Annotated in this window: 16 protein-coding genes and 1 tRNA gene; 12 read left to right on the plus strand and 5 right to left on the minus strand. The window is 62.0% G+C overall.

From position 1 onward, the window contains the following. Positions 1-9: 9 nt before the first annotated feature. Positions 10-94: transfer RNA gene (locus AB5Y83_RS00005), tRNA-Tyr, on the plus strand. 176 nt (positions 95-270) lie between these two features. On the opposite strand, the gene AB5Y83_RS00010 is transcribed toward AB5Y83_RS00005, so the two are convergent. Both AB5Y83_RS00010 and AB5Y83_RS00015 read right to left on the minus strand, forming a co-directional pair. Beyond that, positions 271-4071: a translocation/assembly module TamB domain-containing protein gene (locus AB5Y83_RS00010; RefSeq protein ID WP_368174449.1), complete on the minus strand. Its 3801-nt coding sequence runs from the start codon at positions 4069-4071 to the stop codon at positions 271-273. Positions 4072-4132: 61 nt separating this feature from the next. After that, positions 4133-5908 carry an autotransporter assembly complex family protein gene (locus AB5Y83_RS00015; protein ID WP_368174450.1) on the minus strand — a complete coding sequence of 592 codons (1776 nt, stop codon included), beginning with the start codon at positions 5906-5908 and terminating at the stop codon, positions 4133-4135. A 514-nt stretch (positions 5909-6422) separates the two neighbouring features. Here AB5Y83_RS00015 and AB5Y83_RS00020 point away from each other — a divergent pair. The 10 genes from AB5Y83_RS00020 to mltB all read left to right on the plus strand — a co-directional run bounded on the left by AB5Y83_RS00020 (position 6423) and on the right by mltB (position 16295). After that, a complete protein-coding gene (locus tag AB5Y83_RS00020; RefSeq protein ID WP_005350568.1) occupies positions 6423-6797 on the plus strand; it encodes a hypothetical protein in 375 nt (124 codons plus the stop codon). Between the two features lie 123 nt (positions 6798-6920). Then, positions 6921-7199 (plus strand): peptidylprolyl isomerase, encoded by a 279-nt coding sequence (locus AB5Y83_RS00025; RefSeq protein WP_040066119.1) that lies wholly within the window; start codon positions 6921-6923, stop codon positions 7197-7199. Positions 7200-7378: 179 nt separating this feature from the next. Then, a complete protein-coding gene (locus tag AB5Y83_RS00030) occupies positions 7379-8053 on the plus strand; it encodes a DUF1499 domain-containing protein (protein ID WP_368174451.1) in 675 nt (224 codons plus the stop codon). A gap of 25 nt (positions 8054-8078) precedes the next feature. Next, a complete protein-coding gene (locus AB5Y83_RS00035) occupies positions 8079-8660 on the plus strand; it encodes a carboxymuconolactone decarboxylase family protein (protein ID WP_021231092.1) in 582 nt (193 codons plus the stop codon). After that, positions 8660-10813, plus strand: coding sequence for an FAD-dependent oxidoreductase (locus AB5Y83_RS00040; RefSeq protein WP_368174452.1), 2154 nt, complete (start codon positions 8660-8662; stop codon positions 10811-10813). The genes AB5Y83_RS00035 and AB5Y83_RS00040 overlap by 1 nt, the downstream gene beginning before the upstream one ends. 17 nt (positions 10814-10830) lie before the next feature. Next, positions 10831-12054 (plus strand): ABC transporter substrate-binding protein, encoded by a 1224-nt coding sequence (locus AB5Y83_RS00045; protein ID WP_368174453.1) that lies wholly within the window; start codon positions 10831-10833, stop codon positions 12052-12054. Positions 12055-12131: 77 nt separating this feature from the next. Beyond that, entirely contained in the window at positions 12132-13766 is a 1635-nt protein-coding gene (locus AB5Y83_RS00050) for an ABC transporter permease (RefSeq protein ID WP_368174454.1), read from the plus strand. 23 nt (positions 13767-13789) lie between these two features. Then, positions 13790-14440, plus strand: a complete 651-nt coding sequence (locus AB5Y83_RS00055; RefSeq protein ID WP_368174455.1) for an ATP-binding cassette domain-containing protein — start codon at positions 13790-13792, stop codon at positions 14438-14440. Between the two features lie 16 nt (positions 14441-14456). After that, complete coding sequence (locus tag AB5Y83_RS00060; RefSeq protein WP_159158581.1) at positions 14457-15071, plus strand: CDP-alcohol phosphatidyltransferase family protein; 615 nt, start codon at positions 14457-14459, stop codon at positions 15069-15071. Positions 15072-15203: 132 nt separating this feature from the next. After that, positions 15204-16295: a lytic murein transglycosylase B gene (mltB, locus tag AB5Y83_RS00065; RefSeq protein WP_368174456.1), complete on the plus strand. Its 1092-nt coding sequence runs from the start codon at positions 15204-15206 to the stop codon at positions 16293-16295. A gap of 48 nt (positions 16296-16343) precedes the next feature. Here mltB and AB5Y83_RS00070 read toward each other — a convergent pair whose 3' ends face one another. Continuing rightward, complete coding sequence (locus AB5Y83_RS00070; protein ID WP_368174457.1) at positions 16344-16826, minus strand: MarR family winged helix-turn-helix transcriptional regulator; 483 nt, start codon at positions 16824-16826, stop codon at positions 16344-16346. Between the two features lie 95 nt (positions 16827-16921). Here AB5Y83_RS00070 and AB5Y83_RS00075 point away from each other — a divergent pair, with 95 nt between their 5' ends. Continuing rightward, positions 16922-17803, plus strand: coding sequence for a DMT family transporter (locus tag AB5Y83_RS00075; RefSeq protein ID WP_368174458.1), 882 nt, complete (start codon positions 16922-16924; stop codon positions 17801-17803). An 86-nt stretch (positions 17804-17889) separates the two neighbouring features. Here AB5Y83_RS00075 and pgm read toward each other — a convergent pair whose 3' ends face one another. Both pgm and seqA read right to left on the minus strand, forming a co-directional pair. Then, a complete protein-coding gene (gene pgm, locus AB5Y83_RS00080) occupies positions 17890-19554 on the minus strand; it encodes a phosphoglucomutase (alpha-D-glucose-1,6-bisphosphate-dependent) (RefSeq protein WP_368174459.1) in 1665 nt (554 codons plus the stop codon). Positions 19555-19612: 58 nt separating this feature from the next. Next, a complete protein-coding gene (gene seqA / locus AB5Y83_RS00085) occupies positions 19613-20122 on the minus strand; it encodes a replication initiation negative regulator SeqA (RefSeq protein ID WP_005350541.1) in 510 nt (169 codons plus the stop codon). Positions 20123-20176: the final 54 nt, after the last annotated feature.

Raw genomic sequence — 20176 nt, forward strand, 5'->3', positions numbered from 1 at the left:
ATACCCCGTGGAGGGGTTCCCGAGCGGCCAAAGGGATCAGACTGTAAATCTGACGGCTCTGCCTTCGAAGGTTCGAATCCTTCTCCCTCCACCATCATTCAGAAAACCCGGCCTGGCGCCGGGTTTTCGCATTTCTGGTCTGCCTAATCCGTAATTCCTCTGCCCTCCAGTCCCTTATCGCCATTTACCTGCAGCCGATCGCGCAATAAAAAAACGGGAGGCCTGCCCCTCCCGTTTACGTTCATATCAGCCCTGTTACGGAATGAAGCGTTACAGAGTAAAGCGATAGAAGATATCGACCGCCTGAGCCACCCCGCTCATCGCCTGCAGATAGAGCCGTGGCAATACCTCGTAGCGCAGCTTGAATTCGGCGATGGGGCTGAAAACCCCGACCCCGTACTGGAACTGCAAACCCGGCAGCAGATAGGCCGACAACGTCACCTGGGTGTTGTCACCACTGCCCGCGGTATCGAGGGAAACATCGCTCATCCCCAGCGACTCGCCGATGCTCGACACCACGCCGTTGGCCTGACTCACCGCACCGGCCACCAGCAGACCGTTGAAACCGCCATCCTCACCGCCGGTCTGCAACCCTTTGCCACGCAGCAGATAGGAGAGCTGTTCCGACTGCGCCATCTGCGGTTCGGAGTAGACAGTGATTTCAGGCTTGCTCGCAGGGCCAGTCACCCGCACCCCGACCGTCACCTGACCCTCGATGGTATCGGGATCCCGGTTGGCCTCGATGTTGAGGAACGGCCGATCCAGCGGACCGGAGAAGAGGATCCGCCCCTCCTTGATGATGAGGTTCTGACCGTAGGCCTTGAAGCGGCCGTTGGTCAGCACCAGCTGGCCGTTGCCTGCCAGCGGCTTCTCGGGATCCTGACGGATATTGAGACCGCCGGAGACATCGGTCTTCAGCCCCATGGCATCAAGCTTCACATCGTTGCCAAGGCGGATCGCCACCTTCATCGCCAGCGGCAGGCTGGCCTGCTTGGGAGCCGGGGGCAGATCGTCATAGACCACAGTCACATCGTCGGAGACCGCCACCGCCGAATCCGGCAGGCTCTTGACCAGAATACGTGCCCAGGGAATATCCACCTGACCGGTAATGCGGGTCTCCTCACCCAGCGACACCGCGATATCGGGCGAGACTCTGACCCGGCCCATGCCCGGATATTGCGCCTCCAGATCCTTGCCCTGAATAGTGAGGCTGCCGCTGACCGGCATCTTGGCCCAGCTGAGCCAGCCTCCCAGTGCCAGCGGCCCCTTGCCCACCAGCATGGAGCCATCGAGCTCGGCCCGATTGCCCTCGATCTTGAGGCGGGTCACCAGCTTGGTCAGGGTCACCATGTCGGAGTGGGTCTGCACTTCACCGTCACGCAGGTTGAGCTGGCCAAACAGCAGGGGCGCCGCCAGGGTGCCGTCGAAGCGGGCATCGGCGGAGATGATCCCTTGCAGGGAGCGCACCTCAGGGATGAGCGGCGCAAAGGTATTGAGCTTGAGATCGTCAAACTTGAGCTGACCACCGAGCAGACCGCGCCCGGCGGGCTCCCTGATCAGCAGATCGGTATCGATATTGCCGATCTGTTTGGAGGCAAAATCGAGGCGAATGGCCGCCTGCTGCCGCTCGAAATCCAGGGCCAGTGCCAGCTGCTGATAGTCGGTCTTGAGGCCATCTGCCACAAAAGTGCCCGGCGTGGTGCGCACCACCGCATGCAGGGTCGGCTGATTGCCACGCCAGCTGGCACGCCCATCGGCCGAGAGCATCGCCTGCCAGCGGAAGTTGTCCGGCAACCAGGGGCGCAGCCGCTTGAGATCAAACTCGCTCAGGGCAAACTCCAGGGTGCCCTGCGCAGCGGAGACCTGACTCCCCTTGACGCAGAGGCTGGCCCCCTGGGAGCCGAGGCAAAGATCCCCCATCGCCAGCCGCTGACGCGGCAGATCGAGATCCAGTGCCCAAGGGGAGCTCAAGTCCCAACGGCGCAGCGGGGTTTTCAACTGCAACTCGGAGAGCGCCCCGCGCCAGTGATCCCCCCGCACGCCGCCACCCAGTTTGAGGTTGGCCGCAACAGGGTCACCCTTCATGGTCAGGGTCAACAGATGCTGACTGATATCGCCGCTGAGGTTCAGGGCCAGCTGGCTGAGCTTGGTTTCGCCCTGTTTCAGCTGCGCCACCAACAACGCGAGCTCACCGGCCGGTTTGGCGCCGATCACCGCATTACCCTTGAGGCTAATACCCTTCAGGTCGGTGCCGGCATAGTAGAGCCGCTCGGAGGCGAGATCCGCATCGATTTTTGGCGTCTGCTGATTGCCACTGACCTTCACCTGCCCCTTGATATCCCCTTTCAGGCCGGGATAGATACCCCCCAGCTGGGGAGCCTGCAAGTTGGCATCGAGCTTCCATTGGGCAGTGCTGATGCTGCCCTTGGCCTGCAACTGGTTCGGGCCACTTTGGAGCGAGAGCGCCGGGATCTGCCACTCCATCTTGTCGTTGCCGCTGAGCTCCCCCTTGAGGGCCAGCGGGTACTGGTTGAGCTTGCCATCCACCTTGAGCTTGGGCAGTTTCAGCTCCCAGTGGCCCGCTTCGTTCATCACGAAACGGCTCTCCAGCTCACCGGCCAGCGTCCCTTTCAGCTCGGGCAGCAGCTCGGCCGGATTGATCCCCTTGAACAGGGTGGTTCCCTGCCACTCGATCCCCTTGTTCCAGGCGAGCTTGCCATCGAGCTTCAGCTCCCCCTTGAGGGCATTGAGCTGCAAGGCGATCTTGCTGAGCCGCTCCAGATCCCCCTTGCCGTCCAGCGTAAGCTTGAAGGGTGGGACATCGGTCCCCTTGCCGGAGGTATTGAGGGCAAACTGGTAGCCGGAGAGCTTGCCCTTGGCAGTCAGGCTCCCTTTGTCCAGCCGATAGCTTGGCTCATCTTTGGCAGGCTTATGAAATGGCCAGCCGAGGCTCTTCCAGTCGAGGGCCAAATCAAAAGGGAGATCCGGGTCGAGGGCGGCCAGCGAGCCCTTGAGACTGGCGGCGACCGGCCCCTTGGCCGACAACGCCAGCCCCAGCTTGCCGACCGAACCGCTCAGCGCCAGCGTGGCCTGCTCACCCTGCAGCTCGCCATCCAGCAGCCCCTTGCGGGCCTTGGCATCCAGGGTCACCGCCAGCGGGTAGTCATCACTGAGCTGGATGTGTCCCTTGAGCGCCAGATCGGCCATGGCGTGGCGCAGCGAGAGCTCGCGCACCTCGATGCGATCGTCGGCAGCAGTGGCCGACAGCAGCAGCTTGTCGAGCCCTTCAATCAGCTCGCCCTGCTTATATTGCACCCGGGTCGCACTGACCCCTTCCAGCTGGATGGGGAAAGGAAGATGAATGGCGGGCAGGAGAATGGGGGCAGCCTTTGCCGTATTTGGAGCTGGCGCCCCTTTGCTCTGTTTGGGGGTCTTGGCGCTGGCCTTGTCGTTGCGCGCCACCGCAGCACCGGCTTGCTTCTCGTTAGCAGTCGGCTGCTTGGCGGATTTGGCTGCGCTGGCGGGTGCCGCGTCATCCAGCGTCACCTTCAGGTTATCGAGCACCGGGCCGCGTACAATCAGCCCCTTGCGGTTGAGGGTGGCGCCGATATCGAGGGACCCCAGGGTCACGGCCACGCCGGGCACAGCCAGAGCGAGATCGGCCACCTTGAGGCTGTCGACCTGGATCTTGAGTGGCAGCGGGCGCCAGACAAAGGGTTCGGAAGGCTCTTCCGGTGCGGGCTCGGAGTCGGCTACCTTGACCACCGGATGGGTCACCGCCAGGGATTTTATCCAGAGCTTGCCCTGAAGCAACTTGCCGAGATCCCAATCGAGCACGGCGCGATCCACCGTGACATCCACCAGCTCATCCTGCCAGCCTGCCCCTTCCAGGGTCCAGCCATAGCCAAGCTGACCGGCTACCAGCTCTCCCTTGAGGGAGGGCAGCGCTCCCTTGGCCTGTTGCCACAACCACTTGTTGCCCTGATGGGTAAAGCCCAGCAGGCTGACACCGATGAGCAGCAGGAACACCAGCCCCATCAGCCAGAGAAAAATGCGTTTTAGCCAGATCACAATGCAGACCCCCGCGCAAGATACAGCCGCAGCGGCCAAAGAAAAAAGCGTTTAGACAACATCATAATTCAGGCCCCAATGCGAAATGCAGCCGCAAGGGCTTGTCCTCCTCCGATACCCCGACCGCCAGATCCAGCCTGACCTGGCCGATGGGGGTGACCCAGCGCACACCGACGCCTGTACCGATTTTCCAGGGCTCGCTGTAATCGGTGGTGGAGGTGCCGCCATCCACAAACATGGCCCCCAGCCACTTCTCGCTGAAGCGGTAGTTGTATTCCAGACTGGCCACGCTGGTGTAACGACCACCGGTCAGCTTGCCATCCGGCCCGGTGGGGGAGATGCTCTCGTAACCAAAGCCGCGCACCGTCTGATCGCCACCGGTAAAGAAGCGCAAAGACGGCGGAACCAGCGAGAAGCTGTCACCTATGATGGCCCCCTGCTCAGCCCGCATCAGGAATCTGTGGTTATCGCCGAGGGTACGCAGCCACTTGCTGCGCCCCCAAACCCGCATAAAGCTGATGTCGGAGCCCCATCTGGGATCGGAGAACTCCAGCGTCAACTGCTGACGATCCCCCCAGTCGGGCACCAGGGTGCCGCGCACCCGCAGCCGGGACCAGGAGACTCCCGGGATCAGCAGCAAGCTGTTCCCCTCGTCGGCCCCCTGGGTATAGATCTCGTTCTCCAGCCGGATAAAGACGTCGCGATCCCAGCTCTCCGGCCGCCGCGTCCAGCGGTGCACACCGATAGTGGTGAGATCGGAGCGGGTATCGTTGTTGTCCTTGTACTGGTAACCGGTTTGGATGGAGTAGTAGTCCCGCAGCGGGTTGCCCACCGGGATCTGGTAGTCGAAGCTGAGCTCTGCCTCCGGTTGGGAGACCTTGGCGGTGGCAAACAGACGGTGACCATAGCGGTTGACCCAGGGCTTCTCCCAGGTGGCACTCATCCGCGGGCCTACGTCGGTGGCGTAACCGATACCGGTCTCGATTTCGTGATCGACCCGGTTATCCAGCGTCACCGCGATGGGCACCCGATAGTTGCTCGCCTCGCTCAATACCGGCTTGATATCGACCTGACGGAACAGCTTGGTGGAGGAGACATCCTGCGACATCTCGGCCAGACGGATGGCAAGATAGGGGTCACCGCTCTTGATGTTGATAAGCGGGCGGATCAGGTGAAGCGCTTCGGGGGTGGCATCGTAGCGGATCTCGCCGAAACGGTAACGATGGCCCGATTCGAACAGAATAAAGATCTCCGCCGTCCCCTTGTCCGGGAACACCTTGACCTGACTCTTGCTCAGCTTGGCATCAAAGTAACCACGGGCCAGCCCGAGGCTGCCCAGATCCGCCTTGATGGATTCATATTTGGCGTGGTTGAGGGGCTCCCCCTCTTTGAGGGGCAACTTGTCCAGCAAGGCGCTGTAAAGCTCGTCGCTGCCCGCATCCCCCTCCAGCAGAATATCGAGGCGGGAGACGATGACCGGCTCCCCCTTGTCCACCTCAATCACCACTTTGGACGGGGTTTTCTTGTCGCGACTCAGAGTGATTTTCGGCTGGTAGTAGCCATAAACCTGCAGCGCCTTTTGCACGCTCTCGGTGATTTTGGCGCGGGCCGGGCGGTATTGCCGCTCCTGATAGACCGGCAGGGCATTGAGGTAGGCGTCGACGTTATCCTTGTTCTCCCCTTTCAACCCCTTGACCTGATAGGTGAGCTTGGCGGCAAACGCGGGCGAAGCCAGCAGCGACAGCAACAGGCCCACCCCCAGTACCCGCAGGCCGCGGCGAAAGGCAGAGCCAGACAGTGAACGCCCTGCCAGCAGGGATGAAATGCATCCTGTCAAAGGTCAATATTCCTGAATCTGTGGTGAAGGAAACCAGCGCCCTTTCGGGCCAACCCCGAATGCGGCGCAGCACGCCATGCCGTGCATGGCCGTGACACAAAAATGCGCGCCAGAAAAATGGCGAACCTTATCCTAACATAGGCATCGGCCAGCGACAGCGCGGCGCCATTGGCAAATTCGCCATATCTTTTAAGCGGTTGACCACAAATCACACATTTTGGTGACAATGACGACGCCCGCTTTCCCGATGGAAGCGAATTGACCTGCCCTGAACAAGGTTCACTTCGTCGTCAGGCACCATTTGTCACCTCTCCCCCTCTCATTACCACCAGAAACCCACCACGACAGAGTTTGTCGGCATCGCCCCACCCTCACCGTTTAACAGGCCCGGCACACGCCAAAGCCAGCCGTAGCGGGTGATTAAGAATTGCTCGTTCAGCGCAATCGAATTATCCCGCTGCCTTTGCAGCCGCCTCTCCCTCACACTTGAAGAATCAACTGAAGGAGACACATCATGCATGCACGTAGCGAACAGATGGCTGACTATATTGCCGATCGTCTCGAGTTCATCACCTTTCTCGCCTGTTGCAGCGCCCTGCTGGCCCTGCTGACCGGCATGAGTGGCCAACAGGCACTGGCCTTTACCGCCCTGAACCTGCCGTTTGGCCTCGGCATTTTGCTGGCGATGGCGATGCTGGCCCCCCTGCCCGTCCACTGGCGGCTGCCGGGCATCACCTTGCTGCTGGCAGGTTGCGCCCTGATGACCCTGCAACTGGGGGGAGAGTGGCTCAATCCGCTGGCCATCTGGAGCCTCTACGCCCTGCTCGGTCTGGAGATCATCTGGCAAGCGCGTCCCCGCGCCGTGTTGGCCACCCGCGCTCGCCAATAATACGGCCGATAAAGGGCGGGCTGTGATGGCTGACGCCTGTGTCAAATTGGGGTACTCTTGCGCCCCGATTTGCTACCACCCTTGGCGTTAACAACCTTCGCCATCACTCCCAGGAGCGCCCCGATGAAAAAAGCCTGTGCCCAGCACATTCTGGTCAAGACCGAAAAACAGTGTCTGGAGATCAAGGAGAAGATCGAGAAGGGAGCCGACTTCGGCCAGATGGCCAAGCGCTTCTCTACCTGTCCCTCAGGCAAGCGTTTTGGCGATTTGGGAGAATTTTCCAAGGGAGATATGGTGAAAGCATTTGACGATGCCGTCTTCAAGGGCGAACTGCTCAAGGTGCTGGGGCCGGTGCGCACCAAGTTCGGCTTCCATCTGATCAAAGTGCTCTATCGCAACTAAGTCATCGCAATTGACCATTTTCTCGGTGAAGCTCCCGTCAGGCGGGCTTCATCGACCTCTGCATCTCCCTCGCAAAACTGACCAAAACCACGCCAAACTCTCATCAATTTACTAACGTTATCAGGCAATTAAGTTTATCCTTCTCGGCATTGTCCACATTCGACGATGGATCCCGTGCTATGCCCCACTCTTGCTTGTGGCCCCTGCTGGCCTGGTTACTCCCGCTCGCTGGCGCCCTTGGCAGCCGCTTTCATCTCTGGCCCTGGTGGATGGGTTTTGCGATCTGTCTCATCGGAGCGCTTGTCTCCCTTATCTTGCTGGTGCGTCTGCCCTGGAGCCGCAACCGCTACGCCAGCGGTTTGGGCGCCTTGCCACTGCTGCTGCCGCTGCTCTTTGTGCTGCAGGCGCTTCGCATGCCGCTGATCAACGATGTGAGCACCGATCCCTACAATCCCCCCCTGCTGCGCTGGGCGGCAGAGCTGAGAACAGCGCAGGATCTGCCAATTAATAGCGCCCCGCTGAAAGCGTTTGAGGCAAAACCCGGTCCTCTCTTTACCAGGGCCTCTCCTGCCGAAGTGGTGATTGAAGCCAACGAACTGATGCAGGAGCTGGGCTGGCAGGTGCGACCCAGCCCCGACGGTCTGGATGCGGTGGTTACCACCGGCTGGTTCGGCTTTCAGGATGATGTGGCGCTGCGGGTCTTTGCCGGCCCCAAAGAGACCCGCATCGACATGCGCTCCGCCTCCCGCCAGGGGCAGAGCGATCTGGGCACCAACCGGGCGCGGATCGAGGATTTCCTGACCCGCCTGAATGAGCGCCTCGGCCAGGCCTACAAACCCAATTTGAAACCGTAAGTGTGAAACAACAAGAAGGTAACTGATGCGCGTTGAGGTCAAACCCGACCGGGAATATGCCTGGTTTATCCGCCCCTTTTTCTGGCTGCAAAAGCGCAACTATGGTCAGGTGCTTATTCCGGGCAAGTGCTGGGGCCGCTCGCCGCGCCTCTTTGCCGCCGTCGCCACCCTCTACGGGGTCATCAACCGCAAGCGCTCCCCCATCGACCCCGTGCTGCGCTCGCTGGTGACGGTGCGAGTCTCCCAGCTCAACTGGTGTCGTTTTTGCGTCGACATCAACGCCATGACCCTGGTAAAGAGAGCTGGCTCCAGCGAGAAGGTGGAGGCGCTGGCCAACTGGCGCGAAAGCCCCTTGTTCGACGAGCGGGAAAAAGCGGTGCTCGACTACACCGAAGCGATGACTGGCCTCGATGGGGTCAGCGATGAACAGGCAGCCCGCCTCAAGCCCTGGTTCGATGACGATGCCATGGTGGAACTGACCGGCCTTATCGCCTTCCAGAACATGTCGGCCAAGTTCAACGCCGCCCTCGATATCGCGCCGCAGGGCTTCTGCCAGCTGCCGGTGCAGCCGGAACGCCCTGCCCAGCCAGACAGCAAGGACGCCTGATGAACCGAACCCGCCTGCTGCTTGCACTGGTCATGGGGGGCCTTATCGGCACCTTTTTTGCCCTCGATCTTGGCCGTTACCTCACTCTGGACGCCTTGCAGGCCCAGCAGGCGGCAGTGGCGCAATGGGTCGACAGCCACTTTGTCTCGGCCAGCCTGCTGTTCGTGCTTATCTATGTGCTGAGCACCGCCCTCTCCCTGCCCGGTGCCAGCCTGCTCACCCTGGGTGGCAGCGCTGTGTTCGGCGTCGCCTGGGGGCTGCTGCTGGTCTCCTTTGCCAGCACCCTAGGCGCGACCCTGGCCTTTCTCAGCGCCCGCTTTCTGCTGCGCGACTGGGTCACCGCCCGCTTTGGAGACAAGCTGGCCACCTTTAAGTCCGGCATGGCGAAGGAGGGGGCCTTCTATCTGCTGAGCCTGCGCCTCATCCCCATCTTCCCCTTCTTTCTGGTCAATCTGCTGATGGGGCTCACCCCCATCAGAGTCAGCACCTACTACTGGGTCAGCCAGCTTGGCATGCTGCCTGGCACCTTCGTCTATGTGCTGGCGGGCAGCGAGCTTGGCCAGTTGACCAGCACCGGCAATATCCTCTCCCCCGGACTGATGGTCGCGCTGACCTTGCTGGGGCTGATGCCCTGGCTGGTCAAGAAATTGACCGCACACCTCGCCCAACGGCGCCTGCTCGCCCCTTACCGTAAACCCGCTCGCTATGACTACAACCTGCTGGTGATCGGTGCAGGTGCAGGTGGGCTGGTTACCAGCTATATCGCGGCAGCGGTGAAGGCCAAGGTGGCGCTCATCGAGAAACACAAGATGGGGGGCGATTGCCTCAACAGCGGCTGCGTCCCCTCCAAGGCATTGATCCGAAGCGCCCGCTTTGCCGCAGAGCAGCGCAAGGCCGACGAGCTGGGCTTTAGCCCAAGCCACTCCCGCGCCGATTTTACCGCCGTGATGGAGCGGGTGGCTGAGGTGATCAAGGAGGTCGAGCCACACGACTCCATCGAACGCTATCAGGGGCTTGGAGTGGAGTGCATCGAAGGAGAGGCGCGGCTGGTCTCCCCCTGGGAGGTGGAGGTTAACGGCAAGCGCCTTGCCAGCCGCCATATCGTTATCGCCACCGGCGCCCGACCGTTGGTGCCCAAGCTGCCGGGGCTGGATCAGGTGCCTTACCTCACCTCGGATAGCCTCTGGCAGCTGCGCACCCCGCCGCGCAACCTGCTGGTGCTGGGCGGTGGCCCCATCGGCTGCGAGCTGGCCCAGAGCTTCGCCCTGCTCGGCATTCCCGTGACCTTGGTGGAACTCTCGGAGCAACTGCTGCCCCGCGAAGAGAGAGAGGTAGCCGACGCCCTGGCCGGGCAGATGAGCCGCGATGGCGTACAGCTACTCACCGGCTGGCGTGCCGAACGAGCCGACTATCTGCCCGCAGCCGATGGGGATCTCCCCATCCGGCTGCAACTGCGCCGGGGCGATGAGACACAAGTGGTGGAAGGGGATCAACTGCTGCTGGCACTGGGTCGGGTCGCCAACGTCAGCGGCTTCGGGCTCGAAGAGTTGGGAGTCGAGCTGGCCCCCCGCGGCACCATAGCGGTCGATGGTTTTCTTGCCACCAACTTCCCCAGCATACTGGCAGTGGGAGACGTAGCGGGCCCTTACCAGTTCACCCACTTTGCCGCCCATCAGGCCTGGTATGCGGCAGTAAATGCCCTGTTTGGCCAGTTCAAGCGCTTTCGGGCCGACTATCGGGTCATTCCGGCGGCCACCTACACCACGCCGGAGATTGCCCGGGTCGGCCTCAATCGCAAGGAGGCCGAAGCGCAGAGGATCCCCTTCGAGGCGACCCGCTTCGAGCTGGCCGAGCTGGACAGAGCCATCGCCGATGGGGAGCGCCACGGTTTTGTCGAGGTGCTGACCGTGCAGGGCAAGGATACTATCCTTGGCGCCACCATAGTGGGCACTCACGCCGGTGAGCGGATTGCCGAGTTCGTGCTCGCCATGCGTCACCACCTCGGCCTTGGCAAGATCCTCGGCACCATTCACGCCTATCCCACCCTGATGGAAGGGAACAAATATGTGGCGGGTGAATGGAAACGGGCCCACCGGCCCACCCGGGTGCTGGCGTTGCTGGCCCGTTATCACCGCTGGCGCCGTGGCGCCTGACAACCAGAGAAACGTTTATGCTAAAGCCATTCTCACTGCTCGGCTCACACCTCAACTCACACCGCAGATCTCGGCTCAAACAGCGGCTAAATGCGCTGCTGTGCGCCCTGCCCCTGCTGGCCAGCGGCCCGCTGTTGGCGGCCAACCCAGACGACAACTGGCAACGGACCCTTGAGGAGGCGAAGGGGCAGACCGTCTACTTCAACGCCTGGGGCGGCAGCCCGGAGATCAACGCCTATCTGGTGTGGGCTGGGCAGGAGCTGGCGCGCGACTATCAGGTCAAGCTGGTGCAGGTGAAGGTGGATGATATCGCCCAGAGCGTCAGCCAGCTGCTGGCCAACAAGCTGGCGGGCAAGCAAGCTGGCGGCCCCATCGACCTGCTCTGGGTCAACGGCGAGAATTTCAAGGCGCTCAAGGAGCAGGGGCTGCTCGGCGCGCCCTTTACCACCGAGCTGCCCAACATGGCGCTGGTAGACAGCACCCTGCCGGTAAGTGAGGACTTCACCCTGCCGGTGGAAGGGCTGGAAGCCCCTTGGGGCATCGGCCAGCTCAATCTGATGGTCGACACCGAAGAGGTCGCCAGAGCGCCCACCTCGGCTGCAGCCCTGCTGGCGTGGGCCAAGGCCCATCCCGGCCGCTTCACCTATCCCAAGCCGCCCCAGTTCCATGGCTCCAGCTTTCTCAAGCAGATCCTGCTGGAATTGACGCCAAACCCCGCCCCCCTCTATCGGGAGGCGACCGAGAGCGATTTTGCCCAACTCACCGCCCCGCTCTGGGCCTGGCTCGATGAGCTGCACCCGGCGCTCTGGCGCAAGGGTAAACTGTTCCCTACCAGCGCCGCCGAGACCCGCCAACTGCTCGATGATGGCGAACTGGCCATGGCCATCAGCTTCAACCCGCAGGAGGCGCAGAGCGCCGCTCAGATTGGTGCCCTGCCCCCCAGTGTGGAGGCAGTCGCCATGGAGAAAGGGGCGCTCACCAACAGCCATTTTCTCGCCATCCCCTTCAACGCCAGTGCCCGTGCAGGTGCCAAGGTGGTGGCCAACTTCCTGCTGAGCCCGGCGGCGCAGGCACGAAAAGCCAATCCGGCTTTCTGGGGTGATCCCAGCGTGCTGCAGGCCGATGCGCTGCCTGATTCAGCCAAGGGGCAACCGGCACTGCGCTTCAAAGCGGTAGCCGAGCCTCACCCCAGCTGGCAGCTCAAGCTGGAAGCGGCCTGGGCCGAGCGTTACGGTCACTGATGAGTGCCGCTGGTCACCCGCTTTCCCGCTCCCGACCGTGGTGCCGGTTGACACGCCACCCCAGTATGAGTACGGGGATGGCGGTCATTTATCTGGCGATCTTCGTCATCCCATTGCTGGCGGGACTGTGGCAACTGCTGGCGGAGGGGATGGCCGCCTCTCATCTCGCCTTGCTGCTCGCCCAACCCGGTCTTTGGCACTCAGCTGCGCTGAGTCTGTGGATTGGCGCCGCCTCAACCCTTGGCAGCCTGCTGTTGACCGCCCTGCTGCTGGCCCACAGCGACAGCCGGGCTTTCGGCCTGCTCCGTCGCCTGCTCTCGCCCATGCTGGCCATGCCCCACGTCGCCTTTGCCATCGGCTTTGCCTTTCTACTCGCTCCCTCCGGCTGGCTGCTGCGGCTCCTCTCGCCAGCTCTAACGGGGTTTGATCTCCCCCCCGATTGGCAGACCATCCGCGACCCTTGGGGGCTCGGGCTGATTGCACTGCTCGTTTTCAAGGAGACCCCCTTTTTGCTGCTGATGGCGATGGCCGCGCAGCAGCCCATCTTGCTGGCACGCCAGCAGTGGCTGGGGGCGAGCTTCGGTTTCAGCGCCCCCCAGATCTGGTGGCGCCTGCTGCTGCCAGCGCTGTGGCCTGCCCTGCGCCTGCCCATCTATGCGGTGGCGGCCTACGGAGTGGCGGTGGTGGATCTCGCCCAGCTGCTCGGGCCCGATGCCCCCGCCCCGCTGGCGGTGCGGTTGTGGCTCTGGTATCAGGACCCGGATCTGCTCTGGCGCGGAGCCACCGCCAGCGGCGCCCTGCTTTTGCTCGCCATCACGGCGTTGCTCATCGCTCTGCTCAGATTACTGGAGTGGCTTCATAAAGAGATGGGCAAAGGCTGCTGGCTCGATGGCAAACGGGCGGCGCCCCACTTCTTTGCCAACCGGCTCGCAGCGGGCTTTGCCTTCACCCTGATCACCCTCAATCTGGCGGTGCTGGCGGCGCTGCTGCTCTGGTCACTGGCGCGCCGCTGGCCCTTTCCCGCCCTCTGGCCCAGCCAGTGGAGCAGTCACTACTGGCTGGATCTGCTGCCAACCCTGCTGCCACTGCTGACAACCAGCACACTGCTGGCGCTGGTGAGCGGCTTGCTGGCACTGGGAATGGCGGTGTGCAGTCTGGAGGCACAAGCCGGCCGCCGCCCCTGGCCGCTCTGGCTTATCTGCCTGCCGTTGTTGCTGCCGCAAGCGAGCCTGCTATTTGGTATCCGGCTCGGGTTGGACTGGCTTGCACATGACTCGATAAGCAGCGGCATTGGCTGGGGCTGGGTGCTCTGGAGCCAGCTGCTGTTTGTCTTTCCCTATGTCTATTTGTGTCTGCACGGCCCCTATCGCCAGTTCGATCCGCGGATCACTCAGAGCGCCCTACTGCTGGGGGCAACGCCATGGCGAGCCTGGTGGCAGGTCAAAGCGCCTCTGCTGGCGCGCCCGCTGCTGTTTGCCTTCGGCGTCGGGGCGGCGGTGAGTTTGGCCCAATACCTGCCGACCCTGCTGTTTGGGGCTGGCAGAGTGGTCACCATCACCATCGAAGCTGTGGCCATCGGCAGCGGCCTCAACCGGCGGCTGGCGGGGCTCTACGGCCTGCTGCAACTGCTGCTGCCACTCGTTATCTACCTGCTGGCACTCTGGCTGCCGGCGCGGATCAATCCGGCGCTCAAGGGGGGCGGCTCACGATGAACTCTGATGATGGAAACAGCCATATGCTGAGCACCACACCTCTTCGACTTTATCTTGATGAAAATCTGCTGCTTTCGCTGCCCCCCCTGCAGGTGGCCGCCGGAGAGGTATTGACCCTGATGGGCCCAAGCGGCTGCGGTAAAAGCTCCCTGCTGGCGGGGCTGGCCGGAGTACTGCCGGGCGCGCTGACGAGGAGCTGCTCGATTCGGCTGGAGGGGGAGATAATGCTCGGCGAGCGGCCACTCAACGCCCTACCGCCGCAGGCGCGGCGCATCGGCATGCTGTTTCAGGATGACCTGCTGTTCGACCATCTGACGGTGGCGGAGAACCTGATGTTCGGCATGCCAGCGACCATCAAGGGAAAACGTGCGCGGCGGGAAAAGGCGTTGGCCGCATTGGCGCAGGTCGCACTGGCAGATCAGGCTGACAAGCTGCCACAGCTGCTGTCAGGGGGTCAGCGGGCGCGGGTCAGTCTGCTGCGAGCGCTGTTGGCCGAACCCGACGCCCTGCTGCTGGATGAGCCCTTCTCCCGCCTCGACAAACCGCTGCGGGCCGCCTTTCGCGAGCTGGTATTCGCCCAGATCAAGGCGCTGGCCATCCCCGCTATTCTGGTGACCCACGATGCGGAAGACGCGCCGGGCACCATACTCCACCTCACCGAATCCTGTTTTTAACCGAGGAGTGTTCACCTTGTTTGATCGCCATCTGATCCCCGTGATCCGCAGCCCCCTCACCCAGCTTGCCAAACCGCTCTGCCGCGCCGGGATCAGTGCCAATCAGGTGAGCCTCACCGGCTTTGCCATCGGCATGCTGGCGCTGCCGCTGCTGGCCTTTGGCTGCTATCCGTGGGCGCTTGCGGCCATCCTGCTCAACCGGCTGCTGGACGGGCTCGATGGCGCCGTGGCGCGGGAAACCGGCATCACCGACTGCGGCGGCTTTCTCGACATCACGCTGGATTTTATCTTCTACGCCGCCGTGGTACTGGGCTTTGCCCTCGCCGCCCCCGCCAATGCACTGCCCGCCGCCACCCTGCTGTTTGCCTTTATGGGCACAGGGTCGAGCTTTCTGGCGTTTGCCATCATGGCGGGCAAACGGGGGATCGACAATCCGGTCTACCACCACAAATCCCTCTACTATCTGGGCGGCCTCACCGAGGGGAGCGAAACCATCGCCCTCTTTGTGCTGATGTGCCTGTGGCCCGCCGCCTTCGCCCCGCTCGCCTACGGCTTTGCCCTGCTCTGCCTCATCACCACCCTGACCCGGCTCTGGAGCGGTTACCACACCCTGCGTCCCCCCCAGCCCTAAACAGCACAGCCCTCACAGAAGGGCTAATCCATCGCACGATGAATTGGCGGCAAACAAGGCGCACGGAACACTTGCACGGGGATGACAATGTTTTACCATTGCGACACTTTTATCAGTCTCTTTGAGAACCCTATGCGTCGCCTTGCCTCTCTTCTCACTCTGTCGTTCTTCCCCCTGCTCGGTGGCTGCAGCAGCGCCCCAGCGCCAAAACCCGTGGTCGTCCCCCAGCCCAAGAGCGCCTTTATCAATCAGGCACCATCGAGCAAACCCATTTATACACAAGGGGTTAGCAAGGGGGACTTCGCCAATCGCCCCAACGTGGACCGGTTCGTCCAGAAAATGGTCGAGAAGCACGGTTTTGACAACGCCCAGCTGCATCAGGTGCTGGCACAGGCAGAGCGTTACGACTGGATCATCCGCCTGATGGATGCCCAGGCGCCGACTACAGCCAAGCCCACCGGCCCGACCGGCGCCTGGAACCGCTATCGCGCCAAGTTCATCACCCCGGACAACGTACAGAATGGCGTCAACTTCTGGCGTGAATACGCAAGCGAGCTGAACCGGGCGGAGCAGGTCTACGGGGTGCCGCCTGAGATCATCGTCGGCATTATCGGGGTCGAGACCAGATGGGGCCGGGTGATGGGCAAGACCCGCATTCTGGATGCGCTGGCCACCCTGGCGTTTGATTATCCGCGTCGCGCCGAGTTCTTCACCAGCGAGCTGGAAGCCTTCCTGGTGATGACCCGCGACGAGGGGATGGATCCGGCAGAACCCAAGGGCTCCTACGCCGGCGCCATGGGTTATGGCCAGTTCATGCCGTCGAGCTTCCAGCGCTATGCGGTGGACTTTGACGGTAACGGCCACACCAACCTGTGGGATCCGGTGGATGCCATCGGCAGCGTCGCCAACTACTTCAAGGCCCACGGCTGGGAGAAAGGCCAACCGGTGGCGGTACGCGGTCAGGGGCAACTGCCCGGCTACGAGCACGGCTTCCAGACCCGCTACCCGGTCGCCACCTTGCGCAGCGCCGGTTTGACCCCCACCAGCAACCTGGGCAATCACAGCGAATCGAGCCTGTTGCGCCTCGATGTGGGCACCGGCTACCAATACTGGTACGGCCTGCCCAATTTCTACGCCATCACCCGCTACAACCACAGCACCCACTACGCTATGGCGGTGTGGCAGCTGGGTCTGGCGGTGAAAGAGGCCAAAGGCGGTTACTGAGTCAAGCACTGATTTGCCAACAAAAACGGGCCTGCTGGCCCGTTTTTGTTATTCGTTTTCCAGCAACCAGCGTTTGAGCAGTGCCGCTAACTGAGCCTGCTCCGCCTCGGTCAGTGGCGCCAGCAGGCGACGCTCGTTGGCCACGTGCAGCTCAACCGCTCGGTCGATAAGCGCTTTGCCCGATTCGGTGAGGCAGACCAGCAGGCTGCGCCGATCGCTAGGCGCCGCTTGCCGCTCTATCAGTCCCCGCTCGGCCAGCTTGTCGAGCCGAGCCGTCATGGCACCCGAACTCAACATGGCCGATTGGTAGAGCACTGTCGGCGTCAGTGGCTCACCCGACCGACGCAGGGTCGCCAAAATGTCGAAGTCCGTGCCAAGCAGGCCACACTCCTTGAGCTCTTCACTCACCTCACGACCGGCAATTGCCGCCATCCGGGCTACCCGACCCAGCACCCCCATAGGAGAACAGTCGAGATCCGGTCGCTGCTGGGCCCACTGAGCCAGCAGCAGGTCTACATGATCTAATTCCATCGCCAACCACTTATCTTTATATCGAGATACTTGATGATAAATCAATTTGGCGCTAATTTATCTTCACTTAAAGATACTTTATGAAGAGATAAATAATGCCAATGCTGATCGCCTTGCTGGCTCCACTGCTGTGGGGCAGCACCTATGCTGTCGTCAGCCTCTACCTGACTGACTACTCACCCTACTGGGTTGCCGTATGGCGGGCACTGCCTGCCGGGCTGCTCTTGTTACTGTTGCATCCGCGCATGCCGCCTCTGCCCTGGGGCAAGCAGTTCCTGTTGGCGTTTTGCAACATTGCCGCCTTCTTCGCTTTGCTGTTTGTGGCGGCCTTCCGGCTGCCGGGGGCAGTAGCAGGTACACTTGGTGCCACCCTGCCGCTGGTGCTGATGCTACTGGCCTGGTTGCAAGATGGCACACGACCAAGCCTGAAATGGCTACTGCTGGGATTGATGGGGCTGGCTGGGGTATTACTGTTGCTCAACCCCTCTGCCAATCTGGATCCTGTCGGAGTTGCATGCGCCATGCTGGCCACAGTGCTGATCGGCCAATCCAGCCGCTGGATGCGCCACTGGCCGGTAAACGATCTGCTGGCGCTGACCGCCTGGCAATTGCTGCTTGGGGGCTTGATGCTGATCCCGCTCGCCTGGTGGCTAGCTGGCCCAATGCCGTTACCGGATCCGGCCAGTGTGCCGGGATTGCTCTGGTTGATCCTGCTCAACACCGCGCTGGGCTACTGGGCCTGGTTGTGGGGATTAAAGCACCACGGCCCGAAGGTGATGGGCATGCTAGCCCTCACCAATCCCATGATGGCTGTGTCGCTTGGGGTATTGATGGTGGGTGAAACCCTGGATGTCAGCCAGTGGATCGGCATCGGGGTGATCCTGCTCTCCCTGTTCCTGATGAAGCTGCCAGCACGCCTCTTCTTCAAACGTTGGCAAGCCCGCCGAGCGAGTACAGGGATCTGTAACGAGGCGTAAACACCAGACCACCTCAATCCGCGCATAAACAAGAGGAGCCATTGCGGCTCCTCTTTTTAGTCAGCGGTCAGTGACTTGAAGGTGGCTTATACACCAGCCTTGGCCAGCGCAGCAGAGACGATCTGCTGGGCTTCCTGCTGGATGAGGTCGAGGTGCGCGTCGCCCTTGAAGCTCTCCATGTAGATCTTGTAGATGGACTCGGTGCCGGAGGGGCGCGCCGCGAACCAGCCGTTCTCGGTCACCACCTTGAGGCCGCCGATGGCGGCATCGTTGCCCGGCGCCTTTGTCAGCTTGGCGATGATGGGCTCACCCGCCAGAGTGGAGGCTTCTACCAGTGCCGGATCCAGCTTGGAGAGCACCGCTTTCTGGGCGCTGTTGGCCGGGGCGTCGATACGTCGGTAGCTGGAGCGACCAAACTTGGCTTCCAGTGCATCGTAGTGGGACTGCGGATCCTTGCCGGTCACCGCCAGAATTTCCGCCGCCAGCAGCGCCAGAATGAAGCCATCCTTGTCGGTGGTCCAGACGGTGCCATCTTTGCGCAGGAAGGAGGCGCCCGCGCTCTCTTCGCCACCAAAACCGAACTCGCCGCTGTAGAGGCCATCCACGAACCACTTGAAGCCGACCGGCACCTCTTTCAGGGTACGGCCAATCTCGCAGGCAACCCGGTCGATCATGGAAGAAGATACCAGCGTCTTGCCGACGGCCGCATCGGTAGACCAGCCGGTGCGATGGGTAAACAGATACTGGATTGCCACCGCCAGATAGTGGTTCGGGTTCATCAGGCCGAACTTGGTGACGATACCGTGACGGTCGTAGTCAGGGTCGTTGCCAAGGGCGATGTCGAACTTGTCTTTGAGGGCAATCAGGCTCGCCATGGCGAACGGGCTGGAGCAGTCCATCCGGATCTTGCCGTCTTTATCCAGGGTCATGAAGGAGAAGGTCGGGTCGACCTTGTAGTTCACCACCTCGATGTTCAGGCCGTAGGTCTTGGCGATAACGTCCCAGTAGGCGACGCCGGAGCCGCCCAGCGGATCGACACCGATCTTGATGCCCGCGTTCTTGATGGCGTCCATGTCCAGCACGTTCTTCAGATCATCCACATAAGGGGTGACATAGTCGTGCTCGACCACGAACGGGCTCTTGAGCGCTTCGGCGAACGGCATCCGCTTCACGCCGGCCAGACCCGCTTCCAGAATGGCGTTGGCACGGTCCTCCACCCACTTGGTGATCTCCCCTTCAGCAGGCCCACCGTGGGGCGGGTTGTACTTGAAGCCACCATCTTCCGGCGGGTTGTGGGACGGAGTGATCACCACGCCGTCGGCGCGCGCTGCAGGCTTGCTGGCCCCTTCTTTGCCAGAGTTGTAGCGCAGGATGGCGTGCGAGATGACCGGGGTCGGGGTAAAACCGAGACCAGCCTGAATGCGGGTCTCGACGCCGTTGGCCGCCAGCACTTCGACGGCGCTGGCAAAGGCGGATTCGGACAGGGCGTGGGTATCCATGCCGACAAACAGCGGGCCAGTGATACCGGCCTGCTGGCGATACTCCACCAGCGCCTGGGTCACCGCCAGGATGTGGGATTCAGTAAAGGCGTTGTGCAGGGCGCTGCCACGGTGGCCGGAGGTACCAAAGGCAACCCGCTGCTCGGGGTGGCTCATGTCCGGCTTGTTGAGGTAGTAGGCGCTGACCAGACGGGGGATGTTGGTCAGGTCGCTTAAACGGGCCGGTTGACCGGCGTGGGAATGCTGAGCCATGGCGTTTTCCTTGCGTAATGGCGGCCTTGCCGGGCAAGGCCTGAGTCTTGAAGAATCGTTAAATGGCGCCGCACACCTGCGCGATCACCTCTTCGCCATAGCCCATGCTGGCCATCAGCTGGGCCACCATGTTCTGCTTGCGGCTGGTGTTGGTGTTGGTGATCACCCAGAACGGGGTCTCCGGTACCGGCTTGGGCTTGGTGGTGCTGCCACTAGCACGCAGAGCCTCGGGATCCTGCGAGAAATAGACGCGCTTGCGCCCCTTGATTTCGGTGGCCTGGGTAAAGCCTTCCGGGTTATCCCGGTAGAGGGTACTCAGCACCAGCATAAAGCGGTTGATGGACTTCTCTTCTTTTTGCAGCTCACCGGAATCGAGCAGGGCTTGCAGCCCTTGTTGGGTGGCTACCGTACTGGGCTGCGCGACGGCAACGGGCTCGGCAACCGGCACACGTTGGTGAGCAGGCTGTTCCAGCAGACGGCGCAGGATATCGGAGGCACTCTCACCGATGTGCCGGGTCTGGCTGGCGATATAGAAGTAGAGATCGTCATCAAGCTCGATGGTTTTCATAGGGATGCGCTGGACTCGTCGAAATTCGGATGCGGCGATTATACATAGGCAAAC

Source organism: Aeromonas sp. R5-4 (assembly GCF_040908215.1).
In the GTDB taxonomy this organism is placed as follows: domain Bacteria; phylum Pseudomonadota; class Gammaproteobacteria; order Enterobacterales; family Aeromonadaceae; genus Aeromonas; species Aeromonas veronii.